Source organism: Pseudohongiella spirulinae (genome assembly GCF_001444425.1).
GTDB lineage: Bacteria > Pseudomonadota > Gammaproteobacteria > Pseudomonadales > Pseudohongiellaceae > Pseudohongiella > Pseudohongiella spirulinae.
The window spans coordinates 2,651,230-2,670,928 of sequence record NZ_CP013189.1 but is presented as its reverse complement, the minus strand read 5'-3'; the positions used below and the strand labels follow the sequence as shown (position 1 = coordinate 2,670,928).

The following is a 19,699-nucleotide window of genomic DNA, read 5'->3' as shown; positions in this document are numbered from 1 at the left end:
CGCAAGACGGCAGGCGGAGGAAAGTAGAATGAAAGACTTGCTGGGATTATTGAAGTCACAGTCACAATCAGATGAGTTTGACTCGATTCGCATCGGTCTGGCGTCACCGGAGATGATCCGCGCCTGGTCGTTTGGCGAAGTAAAAAAGCCGGAAACCATCAACTACCGAACATTCAAGCCAGAGCGTGATGGTCTGTTCTGTGCCAAGATTTTTGGTCCGGTAAAAGACTATGAGTGCTTGTGCGGCAAGTACAAGCGTCTGAAACATCGCGGTGTGATCTGTGAGAAGTGCGGCGTGGAAGTGGCGCTGTCTAAAGTACGTCGTGAGCGCATGGGCCACATTGAGCTGGCCAGCCCTGTCGCGCATATATGGTTTCTGAAGTCACTACCATCTCGTATTGGTTTGCTGCTGGATATGACGCTGCGTGATATCGAGCGCATTCTCTACTTCGAGTCATTTGTCGTGACCGATCCGGGTATGACTACCCTGGAAAAAGGACAGCTGCTGACGGATGAGCAATATTACGAAGCAATGGAAGAATTCAGTGATGAATTCGATGCCAAGATGGGTGCTGAAGCTATTCAGCAGCTGATGCGTGATCTGGACCTGCCAGACGAAATCAATCGTCTGCGCGAAGAGATTCCGGCCACTAACTCAGAGACCAAGCTCAAGAAACTGTCAAAGCGCCTGAAACTGCTGGAAGCATTCGCTGAGTCGGGCAACAAGCCTGAGTGGATGGTGCTGACTGTGCTGCCTGTGCTGCCACCGGATCTGCGTCCGTTGGTCCCGCTGGATGGTGGCCGATTTGCAACGTCCGACCTGAATGATCTGTATCGCCGGGTCATCAATCGTAACAACCGTCTGAAGCGTCTGCTGGATCTGAATGCGCCGGATATTATCGTGCGTAACGAAAAGCGTATGTTGCAGGAAGCCGTGGACGCCCTGCTGGATAATGGACGTCGCGGTCGCGCTATTACAGGTACCAACAAGCGCCCATTGAAGTCTCTGGCTGACATGATCAAAGGCAAGCAGGGTCGATTCCGTCAGAACCTGCTGGGTAAGCGAGTCGACTACTCTGGCCGTTCGGTTATTGTTGTGGGACCGACTCTCAAACTGCATCAGTGTGGTCTGCCCAAGAAAATGGCCCTGGAACTGTTCAAGCCATTTATTTTCGGCAAGCTGGAGCGTCGGGGCCTGGCTACGACCATCAAAGCCGCCAAGAAGATGGTAGAGCGCGAAACGCCGGAAGTATGGGATATTCTGGCTGAAGTGATCCGCGAACATCCGGTTATGCTTAACCGGGCGCCGACACTTCACCGTCTGGGCATCCAGGCGTTCGAGCCAGTGCTGATTGAAGGTAAAGCGATTCAATTGCACCCGCTGGTGTGTGCCGCTTATAACGCTGACTTTGACGGCGACCAGATGGCTGTCCACGTACCGTTGACGCTGGAAGCCCAGCTGGAAGCGCGTACGCTGATGATGTCCACCAACAACATTCTGGCACCAGCAAACGGTGAGCCGATCATCGTTCCGTCGCAGGACGTGGTTCTGGGTCTGTATTACATGACTCGTGAGCGCGTTAATGCGCAGGGCGAGGGCATGATCTTTGCCGATGTTGATGAGGTTAAGCGTGCATATGACACCAAGCAGGCGCACCTGCAGGCTCGAATCAAGGTGCGTTTGCATGACTACGAGCTGAATGAGGCGGGTGAGACGGTCAAGGTTCGGCGTATGGTCGATACCACTGTCGGGCGCGTATTGCTTTATGCCATCGTGCCGGCCGGCCTGCCGTTCGCCATGGTCAATCAGAAAATGACCAAGAAACAGATCTCTGCTGTCCTTAACGCCTGTTATCGTAATGTGGGCCTGAAGGAAACGGTTATCTTTGCAGACCAGTTGATGTATACCGGTTATCGCTATTCAACCGTCTCCGGTTCATCGATCGGGGTTAATGACTTTGTTATTCCTGATGCAAAAGCCAAAATCATTGGTCAGGCTGAGGCTGAAGTTGAAGAGATCGAGAATCAGTATGCATCCGGTCTGGTGACTCAGGGTGAGAAGTACAACAAAGTGATCGATATCTGGTCGCGTGCCAATGATCTTGTTGCCAAGGCGATGATGGAGGGCCTGTCAACAGAGCCTGTTATCAATCGCGATGGTGAGGAAGAGCGGCAGGAATCGTTCAACTCTGTATACATCTATGCCGACTCTGGTGCGCGGGGTTCGCCTGCCCAGATTCGTCAGCTGGCAGGTATGCGGGGTCTGATGGCTCGTCCTGATGGTTCGATCATCGAGACGCCGATTACCGCTAACTTCCGGGAAGGTCTGAGCGTTGTGCAGTACTTCACCTCAACGCACGGTGCGCGTAAAGGTCTGGCGGATACGGCGTTGAAGACAGCCAACTCAGGTTATCTGACTCGACGACTGGTTGATATTTCCCAGGATCTGGTAATCACCGAAGAAGATTGTGGTACGCAGGACGGCCTTATCATGCGTCCCATCATCGAGGGTGGTGACATTATTGCGGCCCTGGGTGAGCGTGTGCTGGGCCGGGTGCTGATCAATGATGTAGTTCACCAGGATACCGGTGAAGTGCTGCTTGAAGCGGGCACTATGCTGGATGAAAAAATGGTCGAACGACTGGAAACCATGGGTGTGGATGAGGTGCATGTGCGCTCAGCCATCACCTGTGATACACGCTTCGGCATCTGTCGTCAGTGTTATGGTCGTGACCTGGCGCGTGGTCATCTGGCTAATGTTGGTGAAGCCATCGGTGTCATCGCGGCGCAATCCATTGGTGAGCCTGGCACCCAGTTGACCATGCGCACCTTCCACATCGGTGGTGCGGCATCACGGGCGACTGCGGCGGATAACGTTCAAGTGCGTACAACCGGCTCGGTACACTTGCATAATATGAAGACAGTGCAGAACACCAATGGTGGCCTGGTTGTGGTCTCCCGTTCTGGTGAGCTGATCGTAAACGACGAGGCCGGTCGTGAGCGTGAAAAGTATAAGCTGCCTTATGGTGCGGTCATTACGCTGAATGAAGATCGCAAGGTTGAGTCAGGTCAGGTTGTGGCAACCTGGGATCCACACACTCACCCGATCATCACAGAAGTGGCCGGTAAAGTTGCCTTCACTAACATGGAAGAAGGCCTGACAGTGCGCCGTCAGACAGATGAAATCACTGGTTTGTCCAGTCTGACGGTAATCGATCCGGCCGAGCGTCCGTCGGCGGCGAAAGAGCTGCGTCCGGCGATCACGCTGCTGGATGAGAAAGGCAAGGAACTGCCGCTGCCGGGTACTAACATGCCGGCTGTTTACTTCCTGCCTTCCAGCGCGATTATTGCGGTGCAGGACAGCGTACAGCTTAACGTCGGTGACGTTATCGCCCGTATTCCTCAGGAAGGCTCCAAGACACGCGACATCACTGGTGGTCTGCCGCGGGTTGCTGACCTCTTTGAGGCGCGCAAACCCAAAGAGCCAGCCATTCTTGCGGAGATCTCCGGTACGGTCACGTTTGGTAAGGAAACCAAAGGCAAGCGTCGCTTGGTGATTACGCCGAAAGAAGGCGAGAGCATGCCGGATGGCAGTACTCATTATGAGGCGCTGATTCCGAAATGGCGTGCGATGACCGTGTTTGAAGGTGAATTTATCGAGAAGGGTGAAGTCGTGTCTGACGGTCCGCCCTCGCCGCACGATATCCTGCGCCTGAAAGGCGTCCAGGCGCTGGCCGAGTATATCGTCAACGAAGTGCAGGAAGTTTACCGGTTGCAGGGTGTTCGAATTAACGACAAGCATATCGAAGTGATTGTGCGGCAGATGCTGCGTAAAGTTGAAATCACCGATCCGGGTGATTCCAGCCTTATCCGCGGTGAGCAGGTCACCATTACGCAGGTGCTTGAAGAGAATGACAAGCTGCGGGAAGCAGGCAAGGTTGAAGCGCGCTACCAGCGTCAATTGCTGGGTATTACCAAGGCATCGCTGGCAACTGAGTCGTTTATCTCTGCGGCGTCATTCCAGGAAACAACCCGCGTGCTGACTGAGGCTGCCGTGACCGGTAAGCGTGATCATCTGCGTGGACTGAAGGAAAACGTGGTTGTTGGTCGTCTGATACCTGCGGGTACCGGACTGGCATACCACGAGGCGCGCCGCCAGCAGGCCGCCGCAAACCGGGCCATGCAGGAAGAAGGCTCGGGCGTATCTGCCAGTGATGTGGAAGCAGCACTGACAGAAGCGCTGAAATCCGGCGTCTGATTGGGCGCTATTTAAGTTGACTATGGGATGCGGGATCTTTAAACTCTCGCATCCTTTACTCTGGTGAGTAGTCTTGACTGTGTTTCGGAAGATGCGCAGCAAGTGGCTACACGCCGGAGTATAAGTATTTAAACGACAAGTTCAGGAGTAATGAATGGCAACTATCAACCAGTTGGTTCGTAAACCAAGACAGAGCAAGGTCGCTAAAAGCGACGTGCCTGCTCTGCAAGGTTGCCCGCAAAAACGTGGCGTGTGCACCCGCGTCTACACAACTACACCAAAGAAGCCGAACTCAGCACTGCGTAAAGTATGCCGTGTGCGTTTGACTAACGGTTATGAAGTCACCTCCTACATTGGTGGTGAAGGTCACAACCTGCAGGAGCACTCTGTGATCCTGATCCGTGGTGGTCGTGTAAAAGACCTTCCGGGTGTGCGTTATCACACAGTGCGCGGCAGTCTGGATACATCCGGCGTTTCTGCGCGTCGTCAGGGCCGTTCCAAGTATGGTGCGAAACGTCCAAAGTCTTGATTTTCAATTAAAAACAGTAAGGCTGCGTGGCTTTGCAAACTTGCATTGTAAAGTGAATCGCAGATTTACCTGAATAGTGAGGTGTGTTATGCCCAGAAGAAGAGTGGCAGCAAAACGTGAGATTCTGCCTGATGCAAAATATGGCAGCAAAATACTAGCCAAGTTCATGAACCATGTGATGGAAGATGGCAAGAAGTCTGTTGCCGAAAAGATCGTCTATGGTGCCCTGGATACCGTCAGCAAAAAAGAAGGCGGTGACCCGCTGGAATCCTTTGAAAAAGCCCTTGAGCAAATTGCACCGATGGTTGAGGTGAAGTCTCGAAGGGTAGGTGGTGCAACCTATCAGGTTCCGGTTGAAGTTCGCGCCGAGCGTCGCACGGCACTGGCCATGCGTTGGCTGGTTGAGCATGCCCGAAAGCGTGGCGAGAAGTCCATGGCGCTGCGCCTGGCCGGTGAAATTTCAGATGCTGCGCAGGGACGTGGCAGTGCCGTCAAGAAGCGTGAAGATGTGCATCGTATGGCGGAAGCCAACAAGGCGTTCTCGCACTACCGTTTCTGATCGAATCATTAAATTCAACATATTAAGTATATAGGTGCGATTGTGGCCAGAAAAACCCCATTGAGCCGTTACAGAAACATCGGTATCTGTGCTCACGTAGATGCAGGTAAGACAACGACCACTGAGCGTGTATTGTTCTACACAGGTATGAACCACAAGCTGGGTGAAGTGCATGATGGCGCGGCCACCATGGACTGGATGGAACAGGAGCAGGAGCGTGGTATCACCATTACCTCTGCTGCTGTAACCACCTTCTGGCGTGGCATGAGCCAGCAGTTCGATGAGCACCGTGTAAACATTATTGATACTCCCGGACACGTTGACTTCACAATTGAGGTGGAGCGTTCTTTGCGTGTGCTGGATGGTGCGGTTGTTGTACTTTGTGCATCTTCTGGTGTTCAGCCTCAGACTGAGACGGTGTGGCGTCAGGCCAACCGTTACGAGGTTCCGCGCCTGATCTTTGTCAACAAGATGGACCGTGCGGGTGCTGATTTTCTGAAAGTTGTTAATCAGGTCAAGAATCGTCTGGGCGCTGTGCCTGTTCCCATGCAGCTGGCTATCGGTTCCGAAGATAACTTTACTGGTGTCGTCGACCTGGTCAAGATGAAGAGCATCGTCTGGAATGAGGAAGATCAGGGCGTCACTGTGCGCTATGAAGATATACCCGCCAGTATGCAGGCTGATGCCGAAAAATGGCGCGAACATATGGTGGAGGCGGCAGCCGAAGCCAATGAAGAACTGATGAACAAATACCTGGAAGGTGAAGAGCTGACCGAAGAGGAAATCAAGAAGGGCATCCGTATGCGTACGCTGGCCAACGAGATTGTTCCGACCTTCTGCGGCTCGGCGTTCAAGAACAAGGGTGTACAGGCGGTGCTGGATGCCGTTGTAGAGTATCTGCCTTCGCCAACCGAAGTAAAAGACATTGAGGGTACGCTGGAAGACGGTACCGTTATCCGCTGTGAATCCAGTGATGACGAGCCTTTTGCGGCGCTGGCATTCAAGATCGCGACTGACCCGTTTGTGGGCACGTTGACCTTCTTCCGTGTTTATTCGGGCAAGCTCAATTCAGGCGACAGTGTCTATAACTCTGTCAAAATGAAGAAAGAGCGCGTGGGTCGTATGGTGCAGATGCGCGCCAATAACCGTGATGAGATCAAGGAAGTAATGGCGGGCGATATTGCGGCCGCGATTGGTCTGAAGGATGTCACTACCGGTGAAACCCTGTGTGATCCCAGCCGTATCGTTGTGCTGGAAAAGATGGACTTCCCGGATCCTGTTATCTCTGTGGCTGTAGAGCCCAAGACCAAGGCAGACCAGGAAAAGATGGGTATCGCGCTGGGTAAACTGGCTCAGGAAGACCCCTCATTCCGTGTTGAGACAGATGAAGAATCAGGCCAGACCATTATTTCCGGTATGGGTGAATTGCACCTGGACGTTCTGGTTGACCGTATGCGCCGTGAATTCGGTGTAGAGGCCAATATCGGCAAGCCTCAGGTGGCTTACCGTGAAACTATCCGCAAGTCTGTTGAGGTGGAAGGTAAGCATGTCAAGCAGTCTGGTGGTCGTGGTCAGTACGGTCACTGCTGGTTGCGTCTTGAGCCGCTGCCGGCGGATGAAGAGTACCAGTTTGTCAACGAGATTGTGGGTGGTGTGATTCCTCGCGAATACATCCCGGCAATCGACAAGGGTGTTCAGGAGCAGATGAAAAACGGCTGTCTGGCTGGTTATCCTCTGCTGGCGATGAAAGTGACTGTGTTTGACGGCTCTTTCCACGATGTTGACTCCAGTGAGATGGCGTTCAAGATCGCTGGCTCTATGGCGCTGAAGAAAGGTGCCTTGCAGGCTGATGCCGCGCTGCTGGAGCCAATTATGAAAGTTGAAGTAGTAACTCCCGAAGAGAACATGGGTGATGTCATGGGTGACCTTAACCGTCGCCGTGGCATGGTGCAGGGTATGGATGACAGTGCCAGTGGCAAGATCATTAATGCTGAAGTACCGCTGGCAGAGATGTTCGGATACGCCACGGACCTGCGCTCCATTTCTCAGGGTCGTGCGACTTACACGATGGAGTTTCTGAAGTATGGTGAAGTGCCTTCCAATGTGGCTGAGGCAATCATCAACAAGAACAAAGGCTGATTTTTTGAATATTAAAGACTAGTTTCACGAGGTGATATTGTGGCTAAGGGTAAATTTGAGCGTAATAAGGTACACGTCAACGTTGGCACAATTGGTCACGTTGACCATGGTAAGACAACACTGACAGCGGCGCTGACACGTGTGTGTGCTGAGACCTGGGGTTCAGGTGAGGCGCGTGCTTTTGATCAGATCGACAATGCGCCGGAAGAAAGAGAGCGTGGTATCACCATCTCTACTGCGCACGTTGAGTATGACTCACCGAACCGTCACTACGCACACGTTGACTGCCCCGGACACGCTGACTATGTGAAGAACATGATCACCGGTGCGGCGCAGATGGACGGCGCGATTCTGGTAGTGTCAGCTGCTGACGGCCCCATGCCGCAGACGCGTGAGCACATCCTGCTGTCTCGTCAGGTAGGCGTTCCTTACATCGTTGTGTTCATGAACAAAGCGGACATGGTTGACGATGCGGAGCTTTTGGAGCTGGTGGAGATGGAAGTGCGCGAATTGCTCGACACTTACGATTTCCCGGGCGATGACACGCCGATCATCATCGGTTCTGCGCTGATGGCGCTGAATGGTCAGGACGACAACGAAATGGGTACAACCGCTGTGAAGAAGCTGGTTGAGACTCTGGATGAGTACATCCCTGAGCCTGAGCGTGACATCGAAAAGCCTTTCCTGCTGCCGATCGAAGACGTGTTCTCGATCTCTGGTCGTGGTACGGTGGTAACAGGCCGTGTTGAGCGCGGTATCGTTAAAGTGGGCGACGAGATTGAAATTGTTGGTCTGAAAGACACCACCAAGACTACCTGTACGGGTGTTGAGATGTTCCGCAAGCTGCTCGACGAAGGTCGTGCAGGTGAGAACGTGGGTGTTCTGCTGCGTGGTACCAAGCGTGAAGATGTTGAGCGTGGTCAGGTACTGGCCAAGCCGGGTTCAATCACGCCGCACACCAAGTTCGAAGGCGAAGTGTACGTACTGAGCAAGGAAGAAGGTGGCCGTCACACGCCATTTTTCAAAGGTTACCGTCCGCAGTTCTATTTCCGTACGACTGACGTGACTGGTGCGGTTGAGTTGCCGGAAGGTGTCGAGATGGTAATGCCTGGCGACAACCTGAAGTTCCTGGTAACGCTGATTGCTCCGATTGCGATGGACGAAGGTCTGCGCTTTGCGATCCGTGAAGGCGGCCGTACTGTCGGTGCGGGCGTGGTCTCCAAGATCATCGAGTAATTTTTGGCTGTGATTCAAAAAAGGGGCGGCCTTTGGTCGCCTCTTTTTGTAAGAAGCGTTTTGAGATAATTATTTTCCCGAGTCTGTATCCTTTGCTTGACAACAGGTGGCTGCAGTCTTAGAATTCCGCTTCCTTTTTTCCGGTGGCAAAAGTCTCCGGAGCTTATAAAAAAGTAAGTATTTAATTTAAAAAGTGTTTGGAGAGCAGACTAGATGCAAAATCAGCGTATCAGAATTCGGCTGAAGGCCTTTGATCATCGGCTGATTGATCAGTCTACTCAGGAAATTGTAGATACTGCCAAGCGAACCGGTGCGCAGGTACGTGGTCCTATCCCGCTGCCGACGAACAAGGAACGCTACACGATTTTGATATCACCGCACGTTAACAAGGATGCGCGTGATCAGTACGAGATCCGGACGCACAAGCGCCTCCTGGATATCGTAGAGCCGACAGAGAAGACAGTGGATGCACTGATGAAGTTGGATCTGGCGGCAGGTGTAGAAGTGCAGATCAGTCTTGGGTAAGGGCTGAGTGATCCAGAATTTTGTGTTAGGCCGGGTTTGTAAATAGAAGCGAGAATGGTTCAGTAATGGTTCGATTCTGAAACAACTGATAACAGCTGGCTTGGCGAGGCCAATAAGTGGTCTCCAGGCAAACATGGTGTAATGCGATAGCAGCCATAGCGGGTTAAAGCCCCGTACACGATGAGGTTCAAAAAATGTCGATTGGTTTGGTCGGTCGAAAGAGCGGCATGACCCGAGTATTCACTGAAACAGGGGAGTCAATTCCCGTAACAGTGGTCGAGGTCAGCCCAAACAGAATTACTCAGTTGAAGACTGAGGAAGTGGATGGCTATAGCGCTGTTCAGGTTACTGTGGGTGAGCGCAAGGCTTCCCGCGTATCCCGTTCGCTGGCTGGGCACTTTGCCAAAGCAGGTACTGAAGCTGGTCGCGGTCTCTGGGAGTTCCGTGCTGCTCAGCAAGAGCTGTCTGATTTCGCCCCGGGTGGTGAGCTGACAGTTACCCTGTTCGAGGCGGGTCAGAAAGTAGATGTCACCGGGACCTCCAAAGGTAAAGGTTTTGCTGGTGCCATCAAGCGTCATAATTTCCGCGCACAAGATGCAACTCACGGTAACTCGCTGTCTCACCGTGCGCCGGGCTCAATCGGTCAATGTCAAACTCCTGGTCGTGTCTGGAAGGGCAAGAAAATGTCCGGCCACATGGGAGACGTGCGTGTTACTACCCAGTCTCTGGAAGTGGTGCGTGTCGATGCTGACAATAATCTGCTGCTGGTTAAAGGCGCAATTCCTGGGGCGACTGGTTCTCACGTAATTGTACGGCCTTCCGTTAAATCAGCCGGATCCAGGGGGTAAGCAATGATGGAATTGAATCTTGCGCAGCCCGGTAAAAAGGCCGGGGCGGGAACTGTTTCAGTTTCGGAAGAGACATTTGGTAAGGAATTCAACGAGGCGTTGGTTCACCAGGCAGTGGTTACATACATGGCTGGTGCTCGTCAGGGTACGGTTAAGCAGAAAACCCGTTCTGAAGTGGCTGGTGGTGGTCGTAAGCCCTGGCGCCAGAAAGGTAGTGGCCGCGCTCGTGCCGGCACAACTCGTGGGCCAATCTGGCGTACAGGTGGTGTGACATTTGCCGCCCGTCCTCAGGATCACAGCAAAAAGCTGAATCGCAAAATGTATCGCGGTGCCATGCGCAGCATTTTGTCTGAGCTGCTGCGTCAGGATCGTCTGGTGGTGGTTGAGCAGTTCGCACTCGAGTCTCACAAGACCAAGGATCTGGCAGCCAAGCTGAAAGAGTTTGCACTGGATAACGTGCTGATTGTTGCAGAAGAAGTTGCAGAAAATCTGTATCTGGCTGCGCGTAATCTGCGTCACGTTGATGTGTTGGATGTCGCGGGTCTTGATCCGGTCAGCCTGATTGGCTTTGAGAAGGTGTTGATGACTGTTCCTGCGCTTAAGAAAGTTGAGGAGATGTTGTCATGAACCAGCAGAGACTGTATTCAATAATTGTTGGGCCTCATGTGTCGGAGAAAGCGGCCATCATGGCTGATGGCAATAATCAGATCGCTTTCCGCGTTGCTAACGATGCAACCAAGCCTGAGATTCGCGAGGCAATCGAAACGCTGTTCAAAGTAACAGTCGAGGATCTGCAGGTGCTGAACGTCAAGGGTAAAACCAAGCGTACAGCGCGCGGCAAGCTCAGACAAAAATCAAACTGGAAAAAGGCTTACGTGAAGCTGGCGCAGGGTCAGGAAATTGACTTTGCGGAGCTGGCGTAAGGAAGGGTCACGGTTATGGCAGTTGTAAAATGTAAACCCACTTCGCCAGGACGTCGTTTTGTCGTCAAGATCGTCAACCCCGAGCTTCACAAAGGTGAGCCGTATGCCGGTCTGGTGGCGCCCAAGTCCAAAACGGGTGGCAGAAATAATGCGGGTCGCATCACGCGCCGTCATGCGGGTGGTGGGCATAAGCAGAAGTATCGCATTATCGATTTTCGTCGCAACAAAGATGGCATCGCCGCCAAGGTAGAGCGTCTTGAGTACGATCCGAATCGTACCGCTAATATTGCGCTGTTGCTGTATGCGGACGGTGAGCGTCGTTACATCATCGCGCCGGCTAAAGTAAGTGCGGGTGACACGCTGTTCTCCGGTGAATCTGCGCCTATCAAGACAGGTAACTGCCTGCCGCTGCGTAATGTGCCGCTGGGTAGCACTGTTCACTGTGTTGAGCTGAAGCCTGGTAAAGGTGCTCAGGTTGCGCGCAGTGCGGGTGGTTCTGCGCAATTGGTAGCTAAAGAAGGTAACTACGTTACTCTGCGTCTCAAGTCTGGCGAAATGCGTAAAGTGCTTGCCGATTGTCGCGCTACTCTGGGTGAGGTTTCAAACTCGGAGCACAGTCTGCGCTCGTTGGGTAAGGCCGGTGCCAAGCGCTGGCGGGGTGTTCGCCCCACAGTTCGTGGTGTGGCGATGAACCCGGTTGATCACCCGCACGGTGGTGGTGAGGGTCGCACCTCCGGTGGTCGTCATCCTGTGACGCCATGGGGTAAGCCGACCAAGGGCTACAAGACCAGAACTAACAAGCGTACGACTAATATGATCGTCCGTCGCAGAAATGCTAGCCGATAAGGCCTGACAACAGAGGAAATTAAAGTGCCACGTTCACTGAAAAAAGGTCCTTTCATAGACCTTCATTTAATGAAAAAAGTGCAGGCAGCGCGCGATGCCAATGACAAGCGTCCGATCAAGACCTGGTCTCGTCGCTCGATGGTTTCTCCAGACATGCTCGGGCTGACGATAGCTGTACACAATGGCCAGCAGCACGTGCCGGTATTTGTGTCAGAGGATATGGTTGGCCACAAGTTGGGTGAATTCGCCATGACGCGCACCTATCGCGGTCATGTCGCTGACAAGAAAGCCAAGCGCTGATAAGCGGGGATAATGAGATGGAAGTTGTAGCAAAATTGCGCGGCGCTCGGCTCTCTGCCCAGAAGGCGAGGCTGGTAGCTGATCAGATCCGCGGCAAAAACGTCGAAGAGGCATTGCAGCTGTTGACCTTCAGTCCCAAAAAGGGCGCTGATGTAATCAAGAAAGTGCTGAACTCTGCGATCGCTAATGCCGAGCATAATGAAGGGGCTGATGTGGATGAGTTGAAAGTATCAACGATCTATGTCGACGAAGGTATGACGATGAAGCGAATCCGTCCGCGCGCTAAAGGCCGTGCTGATCGTATCCTCAAGCGTACCTGCCACATCACCGTTAAAGTAGCCGATAAGTAGGAGATCAGGATGGGTCAGAAAGTACATCCAACCGGAATTCGGCTTGGTATAGTTAAAAAGCACACTTCAGTCTGGTTTGCTGAAGGCAAAAATTATGCTGAGCATTTGCTGGTTGACTTGCAGGTGCGTGATTACATCCGCAAGCAACTCGCCAATGCGTCTGTTTCACGTGTTGATATTGAACGTCCGGCTCAGACAGCTCGGATTACCATTCATACAGCCCGTCCGGGTATCGTGATTGGTAAGAAGGGGGAAGATGTTGAGGTGCTGCGTAATACGCTGACGGCCAAAATGGGTGTGCCGGTCCATATCAATATCGAAGAGATTCGCAAGCCCGATCTGGATGCGCAGTTAGTGGCAGACAGTGTGGCTCAGCAGCTCGAGCGTCGTGTAATGTTCCGTCGTGCCATGAAGCGTGCGGTTCAGAATGCAATGCGCCAGGGCGCTGAAGGTATCAAGATTCAGGTGGGCGGTCGTCTGGGTGGCGCGGAGATTGCGCGTACCGAGTGGTATCGCGAAGGTCGTGTACCGCTGCATACATTGCGTGCTGATATCGATTATGCAACCTCTGAAGCAAGCACAACATACGGAATCATTGGCGTTAAGGTCTGGATTTTCAAAGGCGAGATCCTGGATCTGAAAGAAGCCCCCGCGGCTCCGCAAAAAGCGTCCAAGTAGAGGATAGGCCAAGATGTTACAACCAAAACGTACCAAGTTCAGAAAGGTGCAGAAGGGACGCAACCGCGGACTTTCGCATCGTGGTAGTAAAGTCGATTTCGGCGAGTTTGGCCTGAAGGCCATCGGTCGCGGACGTCTGACTGCCCGTCAGATTGAGGCAGCGCGTCGGGCTATGACACGTCATGTTAAACGTGGTGGAAAAATCTGGATTCGAGTGTTTCCTGACAAGCCCATTACTCAAAAGCCTCTGGAAGTTCGTCAGGGTAAAGGTAAGGGTAGTGTTGAATACTGGGTTGCCCAGATTCAGCCAGGTCGTGTGATGTTTGAGATCGAAGGCGTTGACGAAAGTCTGGCGCGCGAAGCGTTTCAGCTGGCTGCATCCAAGCTGCCATTTGAGACCTCATTTGTAAAACGGACGGTGATGTGATGAAAGCCAGCGAATTGCGTGAAAAGTCAGTTGCAGAGCTGAACGAGCAGCTCAATGGCCTGTATCGTGATCAGTTCAATTACAGGATCCAGCAGCGTACCGGCCAGCTCGGGCAGAGTCACTTACTGAAGGCGGTCAGACAGGACATTGCTCGTGTCAAGACAGTCATCACAGAAATGCAGAAGAGTGGGTCCTGATTATGTCGCTTAATGAAACAAACGAAGTAAAGACCGGTCGTGTTGCGACTGGCAAAGTAGTCAGCGCCAAGATGGACAAGTCTATCGTTGTGCTGGTTGAGCGTCGGGTTAAGCACCCGGTGTACGGTAAATTTATTACTCGCTCATCCAAAGTGCATGCTCATGATGCAAATAATGAGTGTCGCGAAGGTGATCGAGTAACAGTACGAGAAGTCAGACCGATCTCCAAGACCAAAACCTGGTCTCTGGTGTCAATCGATGAGCGTGCGACGCAGATCTGATTCTGATAATAAATGGGTTTCTGGCGCCAGTTGGCGTTGTTGCTAAAGCGACAGTTTAAGGGTTCGGAGAGAATCGATGATTCAGGTACAGTCATATTTAGATGTGGCAGACAACAGTGGTGCCAAGCGCGTTATGTGTATTAAAGTGCTGGGCGGTTCCCACCGTCGTTATGCCCGCATCGGGGATGTCATTAAAGTGGCAGTAAAAGAAGCGATTCCCCGGGGCAAAGTCAAAAAAGGTCAGGTGTTGTCAGCATTGGTTGTTCGCACCAAGAAAGGTGTTCGCAGAAGCGACGGCTCGCTGATCAAGTTTGATGATAATGCAGCCATTTTGCTGAACAACCAGCAGGCGCCAATCGGAACGCGTGTATTCGGGCCAGTAACTCGTGAGTTGCGAACCGAGAAGTTCATGCGAATCATCTCCCTGGCACCAGAAGTGCTGTGACAGATATCGAGGCCGCGGAATATGCGTAAGATTAAAGCGAATGATGAAGTGATTGTCATCACCGGTAAAGACAAGGGGAAACGCGGTACTGTTTCTCGACTGGTTGGAGACAACAAGGTGATTGTTGGTGGCATTAATATTGTCAAACGACACACCAAGCCCAATCCGAATGCCGGAGTAACGGGTGGTATTGTTGAAAAAGAGGCTGCCCTGGATATTTCCAACGTAGCCATCTTTAATCCGGAAACCAATAAAGCTGACCGAGTTGGCTTTCTGGTTGAAGACGGAAAGAAGAAGCGGATTTTCAAATCCACAAACAAAGTCATTGATTAACGGAAACTCAGGTCGCCAACATGGCTCAGTTGAAAGAATTTTACAAAAGTGACGTCGTTCCTGCGCTGACAAAACAGTTCGGTTTCGACAACCCCATGCGTGTACCCCGTATCACCAAGATTGTCTTGAATATGGGAGTCGGTGAAGCTGTCGGCGACAAGAAGTTGCTGGATAACGCCGTTGCCGAGCTGACAATGATCAGCGGCCAGAAGCCGGTGATTACCAAGGCACGTAAATCCATTGCGGGTTTCAAGATCCGTGCCGGCTGGCCAATCGGGTGTAAGGTTACCCTGCGTGGCGAGCGTATGTATGACTTCCTGGATCGTCTGGTTGATATCGCTATCCCGCGTATCCGTGACTTCCGGGGTCTGAATCCGAAGGCATTTGACGGTCGCGGTAATTACGCCATGGGTGTAACCGAGCAGATCATCTTCCCGGAAATTGAATACGACAAAATTGATAAGCTGCGCGGTCTGGATATCACTATCACAACGACTGCCCAGAACGACGAAGAGGGGCGTGCGCTGTTGTCAGCCATGCGCTTTCCGTTCAAAGCACTGACAGGCAAAGCTGCCGCGAAGGAGTCGTGATACATGGCTAAGAAGTCTATGATTGCACGCGAGGAAAAACGTACTCGTACTGTTGCTCGATTTGCTGCCAAGCGCGCTGCGCTGAAAGCAATCATTGCTGATGTGAACGCGAGTGATGATGACAAGTGGCAGGCACAGATCCAGTTGCAGAAGCAACCGCGAGATGCCAGCCCGGCGCGTCAGCAGAAGCGTTGTCGTATCACTGGCCGTCCACACGGCGTGTATAGAAAATTTGGTATTTGTCGTCACAAACTGCGTGAAGCAGCGATGCGCGGCGATGTGCCTGGACTGACCAAGGCTAGCTGGTAAGCGGAGAATAAATTATGAGTATGTCAGATCCTATCGCAGATTTGCTGACGCGCATCCGTAATGCGCAGATGGCTCGACTGCCGCAGGTCAGCGCACCTTCTTCCAAACTGAAAGTGGCTATTTGTGGCGTCCTGAAGGACGAAGGTTATATCAACGGCTATGCTGTTAGTGAGAATGGCAGCAAAAGCGACCTGACAATTGATCTGAAATATTACCAGGGTAAGCCGGTAATTGAAGAAATCAAACGCGTCAGTCGTCCAGGTCTGCGTCAGTATAAAGGTAAAGAAGAACTGCCACGTAACAGGCAGGGTCTTGGAGTTGTTATTGTTTCAACCAATAAAGGGTTGATGACTGACAAACAGGCCCGTGCTGCCGGTATCGGTGGTGAAGTTTTGTGTACAGTATTCTGATACACACGATTCCTACAAAACAGCATATAGAGCACGATTATGTCCAGAGTAGCTAAAAATCCGATTTCGCTGCCTAAAGGTGTAGAAACGACGATCGCAGGTAATGCGGTCACCGTTAAAGGCAGCAAAGGTAGTCTGAATCTTGATCTGCACAACGATGTGCAGATCGAAAAAGACGGCGATGTGCTGCGCGTATCACCCAGAAATGAGTCGCGTGCAGCAGTGGCGTTGGCCGGTACTTTCCGTGCGCTGGTCAACAATATGGTAGTGGGTGTGAGTGAAGGTTTTCAGCGTCGACTGCTGTTGCAGGGCGTAGGTTACCGTGCCAAGGCGCAGGGTAATACTGTCAACATCACTGTTGGCTATTCACACCCGATCGATTACCAACTGCCTGAGGGCGTGACAGCAGAAACGCCGTCGCAGACAGAGATTGTGCTGTCTTCTTCCGACAAGCAAAAGCTTGGTCAGGTAGCAGCAGAAATTCGGGAGTTCCGTCCGCCGGAGCCTTACAAAGGTAAGGGTATCCGATACGCTGACGAGAACGTGTACAGAAAAGAAGCCAAGAAAAAGTAGGGCGTGACATTATGAACGATAAAAATCAGGCTCGTATCCGTCGCGCACGACGCACTCGGGCCAAAATTGCGGAATTAGGCGTTAATCGTCTGTGCATCTATCGCACTCCGCGTCATATCTATGCACAGGTTATCTCTCCTGATGGCGGCCAGGTATTGGCTGCAGCATCAACAGTAGAGAAGGAACTTCGTGGTGGAGCGACAGGAAATATTGAGGCAGCCGGTAAAATAGGTGCATTGATTGCTGAGCGCGCTAAAAAAGCGGGTCTGAGCAAGGTGGCATTCGATCGTTCCGGATATAACTACCACGGTCGTGTTAAGGCACTGGCTGACGCGGCGCGAGAAGGCGGCTTGGAATTTTAAGGATTTAAGATTATGGCACTGAGAGACGAGGCGAAAAAGAACGAAGAAGGTTTACAGGAGAAGTTGATCCAGGTAAACCGTGTCGCCAAAGTGGTTAAGGGTGGACGTATTTTCGCCTTTACTGCGTTGACAGCAGTTGGTGATGGTAACGGCCGTGTTGGTTTCGGTCGCGGTAAAGCGCGCGAAGTGCCTCTGGCTATCCAGAAGGCTATGGAAGCAGCCCGTCGCAACATGATTTCAGTTTCACTGGACGGCAACACGCTCGAGTATCCGGTTAAGGCACGTCATGGCGCATCCAAGATCTACATGCAGCCAGCTTCGGAAGGTACCGGCATCATCGCTGGTGGCGCGATGCGCGCAGTGCTTGAGCTGGCTGGTATTCAGAACGTACTGGCCAAGTGTTATGGCTCAACCAATCCGGTCAACGTTGTAAACGCGACGTTTAAAGGCCTGAAAGAAATGCGTGCGGCTGAAAGTGTAGCGGCCAAGCGCGGTAAAACACTCGAAGAGATCCTGGGTTAAGCGTTATGGCGAACAAAACAGTTAAGGTTACGCTGGTACGTAGTCCGATTGGCACGATGGAGCGTCATCGTCAGTGCCTGAAGGGGCTCGGCCTGCGTCGTATGCACCAGACCGTGGAACTGCAGGATACACCTGCGATTCGCGGCATTATCAACAAAATCAGCTACATGCTGCAGGTTGAGGGATAACAGATGCATTTGAATACATTGAGCCCGGCACCGGGAAGCACCCAGTCTCCGAAGCGCGTTGGACGCGGTATCGGTAGTGGTTGGGGCAAAACCTGTGGTACCGGACACAAAGGTCAGAAGTCTCGTAGCGGCGGTACTGTTCGTCCTGGTTTCGAAGGCGGTCAAATGCCTTTGCAACGTCGTCTGCCGAAATTTGGTTTCAGCTCGCGCGTTGGTCGTGTTACCGGCGAAGTGCGAACCAGTGAACTTTCTCTGGTGGATGGCGGTGTTGTTAATCTTGAGACTTTACGCGCAGCCAATCTGATTAATGGCAGCGTCAAGCGTGTCAAGGTTATGCTTTCCGGTGATGTAACTCAGGCAGTTACCGTTGAAGGTCTGCGCGTCACGAAAGGTGCTCGTGCAGCGATCGAAGCGGCTGGTGGCAAGATTGTCGATCCGGTCACTCCGGATTATGTCGGCAAGAAAAAAGTTAAGAAAGCAACTGCGTGACAAGTTACTAACGATAGAGTTGATTGAATAAAAATGGCAAAGAAACCCAATATGGCAGGTGAAGGGATCGGTGCAGGGCTGGGCGAGCTGAAGGCTCGCCTGTTGTTCGTACTGTTTGCCATTTTTGTATATCGGGTCGGTACGCATATTCCTGTGCCCGGCATCGATCCGGCTCAATTGGCGAACATGTTCAGCCAGAACGAAGGGACCTTCCTCGGGCTGTTTAATATGTTTTCCGGCGGCGCACTGGAGCGAATGAGTATTGTTGCCCTGGGCATCATGCCTTATATATCAGCCTCTATCATCATGCAGTTGCTCAGTGCGGTGAATCCGTATCTGGCGCAGTTAAAAAAGGAAGGTGAGTCCGGGCGTCGCAAGATTACCCAATACACCCGTTACGGTGCCTTGGCCCTTGCTTTGGTTCAGGGTACCGGCATGGCGGTCGGCTTGTTGGCACCAATGGCATACAACCCTGGCTTTGGCTTCACCTTTACAGCCATCGTCTCCTTGGTGACTGGTGCCATGTTCATGATGTGGCTTGGTGAGCAGATCACTGAGCGTGGGGTAGGCAACGGTATCTCGCTGCTGATCTTTGCCGGCATCGTGGCAGGACTGCCAGCGGCGATAGGTAACTCTCTGTCGCAGGCTTATGAAGGTCAGATTAGCGGCCTGTTACTGTTTGTTGTGGCCATAATTGCTGTGATTGTTGTCGCGGGTATTGTTTACATAGAGCGCGGTCAACGTCGAATTACCGTTAACTATGCTAAACGACAGCAGGGCAACAAGATGTATCAGGCGCAGTCCAGCCACTTGCCTCTCAAAGTCAATATGGCTGGTGTTATTCCGGCCATTTTTGCCAGCAGTATTTTGTTGTTCCCGGCGTCCATCGGCCAGTGGTTTGGTCAGGCGGAAGGCGCGGAATGGTTACAGGACCTCGCGTTGTTAATTGGTCCAGGACAGCCGCTGTACATTATTTTGTTCAGTGCCATGATCATATTCTTCTGCTTCTTCTATACGGCGCTGGTGTTTAACCCGAAAGACGTTGCAGACAACCTGAAGCGTTCGGGAGCCTTTATTCCCGGAATCAGGCCGGGTGAACAGACCGCGAAATATATCGATTCGGTGCTGACGCGTCTGACAATGTTTGGTGCCATTTACATCACGATTGTGTGTCTGTTGCCTAACTTTTTCCAGATGATGGCAAACGTGCCATTCAATCTGGGTGGTACCGCACTATTGATTGTTGTTGTCGTGAGTATGGATTTTATGTCGCAGGTGCAGGCGCATCTTATGTCTCATCAATATGATTCATTGATGAAAAAGTCGAACCTGGGAAGCTTTGGTCGGGGTCGCTAAAGGCGGCAAAAATTGATTGTATGGCG

27 protein-coding genes are annotated in these 19,699 nt (G+C 52.2%); all 27 read left to right on the top strand.

Annotated elements, in window-relative coordinates; all coding sequences use genetic code 11:
• Positions 1 to 28: 28 nt before the first annotated feature.
• The 27 genes from rpoC to secY all read left to right on the top strand — a co-directional run bounded on the left by rpoC (position 29) and on the right by secY (position 19,673).
• On the top strand, positions 29 to 4,258 hold the full coding sequence (gene rpoC, locus PS2015_RS12330) for a DNA-directed RNA polymerase subunit beta' (RefSeq protein WP_058022521.1): 4,230 nt from the start codon (positions 29 to 31) through the stop codon (positions 4,256 to 4,258).
• Positions 4,259 to 4,412: 154 nt separating this feature from the next.
• A complete protein-coding gene (rpsL, locus tag PS2015_RS12325; protein WP_058022520.1) occupies positions 4,413 to 4,787 on the top strand; it encodes a 30S ribosomal protein S12 in 375 nt (124 codons plus the stop codon).
• An 88-nt stretch (positions 4,788 to 4,875) separates the two neighbouring features.
• Entirely contained in the window at positions 4,876 to 5,346 is a 471-nt protein-coding gene (rpsG, locus tag PS2015_RS12320; RefSeq protein ID WP_058022519.1) for a 30S ribosomal protein S7, read from the top strand.
• A 42-nt stretch (positions 5,347 to 5,388) separates the two neighbouring features.
• Positions 5,389 to 7,485 carry an elongation factor G gene (fusA, locus tag PS2015_RS12315; RefSeq protein WP_058022518.1) on the top strand — a complete coding sequence of 699 codons (2,097 nt, stop codon included), beginning with the start codon at positions 5,389 to 5,391 and terminating at the stop codon, positions 7,483 to 7,485.
• A gap of 39 nt (positions 7,486 to 7,524) precedes the next feature.
• Positions 7,525 to 8,721, top strand: coding sequence for an elongation factor Tu (tuf, locus tag PS2015_RS12310; protein WP_058022517.1), 1,197 nt, complete (start codon positions 7,525 to 7,527; stop codon positions 8,719 to 8,721).
• 213 nt (positions 8,722 to 8,934) lie between these two features.
• Positions 8,935 to 9,246: a 30S ribosomal protein S10 gene (gene rpsJ, locus PS2015_RS12305; RefSeq protein WP_058022516.1), complete on the top strand. Its 312-nt coding sequence runs from the start codon at positions 8,935 to 8,937 to the stop codon at positions 9,244 to 9,246.
• Positions 9,247 to 9,440: 194 nt separating this feature from the next.
• Positions 9,441 to 10,094: a 50S ribosomal protein L3 gene (rplC, locus tag PS2015_RS12300; protein ID WP_058022515.1), complete on the top strand. Its 654-nt coding sequence runs from the start codon at positions 9,441 to 9,443 to the stop codon at positions 10,092 to 10,094.
• 6 nt (positions 10,095 to 10,100) lie between these two features.
• Positions 10,101 to 10,721 carry a 50S ribosomal protein L4 gene (rplD, locus tag PS2015_RS12295; RefSeq protein WP_058023342.1) on the top strand — a complete coding sequence of 207 codons (621 nt, stop codon included), beginning with the start codon at positions 10,101 to 10,103 and terminating at the stop codon, positions 10,719 to 10,721.
• Entirely contained in the window at positions 10,718 to 11,017 is a 300-nt protein-coding gene (rplW, locus tag PS2015_RS12290; RefSeq protein ID WP_058022514.1) for a 50S ribosomal protein L23, read from the top strand. Before rplD ends, rplW begins: the two co-directional genes overlap by 4 nt.
• 15 nt (positions 11,018 to 11,032) lie before the next feature.
• On the top strand, positions 11,033 to 11,863 hold the full coding sequence (rplB, locus tag PS2015_RS12285; protein ID WP_058022513.1) for a 50S ribosomal protein L2: 831 nt from the start codon (positions 11,033 to 11,035) through the stop codon (positions 11,861 to 11,863).
• Between the two features lie 24 nt (positions 11,864 to 11,887).
• Complete coding sequence (gene rpsS / locus PS2015_RS12280; protein ID WP_058022512.1) at positions 11,888 to 12,163, top strand: 30S ribosomal protein S19; 276 nt, start codon at positions 11,888 to 11,890, stop codon at positions 12,161 to 12,163.
• 17 nt (positions 12,164 to 12,180) lie between these two features.
• The gene (gene rplV, locus PS2015_RS12275; protein ID WP_058022511.1) at positions 12,181 to 12,513 is read left to right on the top strand and encodes a 50S ribosomal protein L22; all 333 of its coding nucleotides are present in this window, start codon (positions 12,181 to 12,183) and stop codon (positions 12,511 to 12,513) included.
• A gap of 9 nt (positions 12,514 to 12,522) precedes the next feature.
• Complete coding sequence (gene rpsC, locus PS2015_RS12270; RefSeq protein ID WP_058022510.1) at positions 12,523 to 13,191, top strand: 30S ribosomal protein S3; 669 nt, start codon at positions 12,523 to 12,525, stop codon at positions 13,189 to 13,191.
• Positions 13,192 to 13,204: 13 nt separating this feature from the next.
• Positions 13,205 to 13,618, top strand: coding sequence for a 50S ribosomal protein L16 (rplP, locus tag PS2015_RS12265; RefSeq protein ID WP_058022509.1), 414 nt, complete (start codon positions 13,205 to 13,207; stop codon positions 13,616 to 13,618).
• A complete protein-coding gene (gene rpmC, locus PS2015_RS12260; RefSeq protein ID WP_058022508.1) occupies positions 13,618 to 13,815 on the top strand; it encodes a 50S ribosomal protein L29 in 198 nt (65 codons plus the stop codon). The genes rplP and rpmC overlap by 1 nt, the downstream gene beginning before the upstream one ends.
• Before the next feature lie 2 nt (positions 13,816 to 13,817).
• Positions 13,818 to 14,096 (top strand): 30S ribosomal protein S17, encoded by a 279-nt coding sequence (gene rpsQ / locus PS2015_RS12255; protein WP_058022507.1) that lies wholly within the window; start codon positions 13,818 to 13,820, stop codon positions 14,094 to 14,096.
• 76 nt (positions 14,097 to 14,172) lie between these two features.
• A complete protein-coding gene (rplN, locus tag PS2015_RS12250; protein ID WP_058022506.1) occupies positions 14,173 to 14,541 on the top strand; it encodes a 50S ribosomal protein L14 in 369 nt (122 codons plus the stop codon).
• Between the two features lie 21 nt (positions 14,542 to 14,562).
• Positions 14,563 to 14,874, top strand: a complete 312-nt coding sequence (gene rplX / locus PS2015_RS12245; protein ID WP_058022505.1) for a 50S ribosomal protein L24 — start codon at positions 14,563 to 14,565, stop codon at positions 14,872 to 14,874.
• Between the two features lie 20 nt (positions 14,875 to 14,894).
• A complete protein-coding gene (rplE, locus tag PS2015_RS12240; protein ID WP_058022504.1) occupies positions 14,895 to 15,464 on the top strand; it encodes a 50S ribosomal protein L5 in 570 nt (189 codons plus the stop codon).
• Between the two features lie 3 nt (positions 15,465 to 15,467).
• A complete protein-coding gene (rpsN, locus tag PS2015_RS12235) occupies positions 15,468 to 15,773 on the top strand; it encodes a 30S ribosomal protein S14 (RefSeq protein ID WP_058022503.1) in 306 nt (101 codons plus the stop codon).
• Between the two features lie 14 nt (positions 15,774 to 15,787).
• Positions 15,788 to 16,183 (top strand): 30S ribosomal protein S8, encoded by a 396-nt coding sequence (gene rpsH, locus PS2015_RS12230; protein ID WP_058022502.1) that lies wholly within the window; start codon positions 15,788 to 15,790, stop codon positions 16,181 to 16,183.
• Between the two features lie 39 nt (positions 16,184 to 16,222).
• Positions 16,223 to 16,756, top strand: a complete 534-nt coding sequence (gene rplF, locus PS2015_RS12225) for a 50S ribosomal protein L6 (RefSeq protein ID WP_058022501.1) — start codon at positions 16,223 to 16,225, stop codon at positions 16,754 to 16,756.
• Between the two features lie 11 nt (positions 16,757 to 16,767).
• Entirely contained in the window at positions 16,768 to 17,118 is a 351-nt protein-coding gene (gene rplR, locus PS2015_RS12220) for a 50S ribosomal protein L18 (RefSeq protein WP_058022500.1), read from the top strand.
• 12 nt (positions 17,119 to 17,130) lie between these two features.
• Positions 17,131 to 17,640 carry a 30S ribosomal protein S5 gene (gene rpsE, locus PS2015_RS12215; protein WP_058022499.1) on the top strand — a complete coding sequence of 170 codons (510 nt, stop codon included), beginning with the start codon at positions 17,131 to 17,133 and terminating at the stop codon, positions 17,638 to 17,640.
• Between the two features lie 5 nt (positions 17,641 to 17,645).
• Positions 17,646 to 17,828 carry a 50S ribosomal protein L30 gene (gene rpmD / locus PS2015_RS12210; RefSeq protein WP_058022498.1) on the top strand — a complete coding sequence of 61 codons (183 nt, stop codon included), beginning with the start codon at positions 17,646 to 17,648 and terminating at the stop codon, positions 17,826 to 17,828.
• Between the two features lie 3 nt (positions 17,829 to 17,831).
• Entirely contained in the window at positions 17,832 to 18,317 is a 486-nt protein-coding gene (gene rplO / locus PS2015_RS12205) for a 50S ribosomal protein L15 (protein ID WP_058022497.1), read from the top strand.
• 33 nt (positions 18,318 to 18,350) lie between these two features.
• Entirely contained in the window at positions 18,351 to 19,673 is a 1,323-nt protein-coding gene (gene secY, locus PS2015_RS12200) for a preprotein translocase subunit SecY (protein WP_058022496.1), read from the top strand.
• The last annotated feature ends 26 nt before the right edge of the window (positions 19,674 to 19,699 follow it).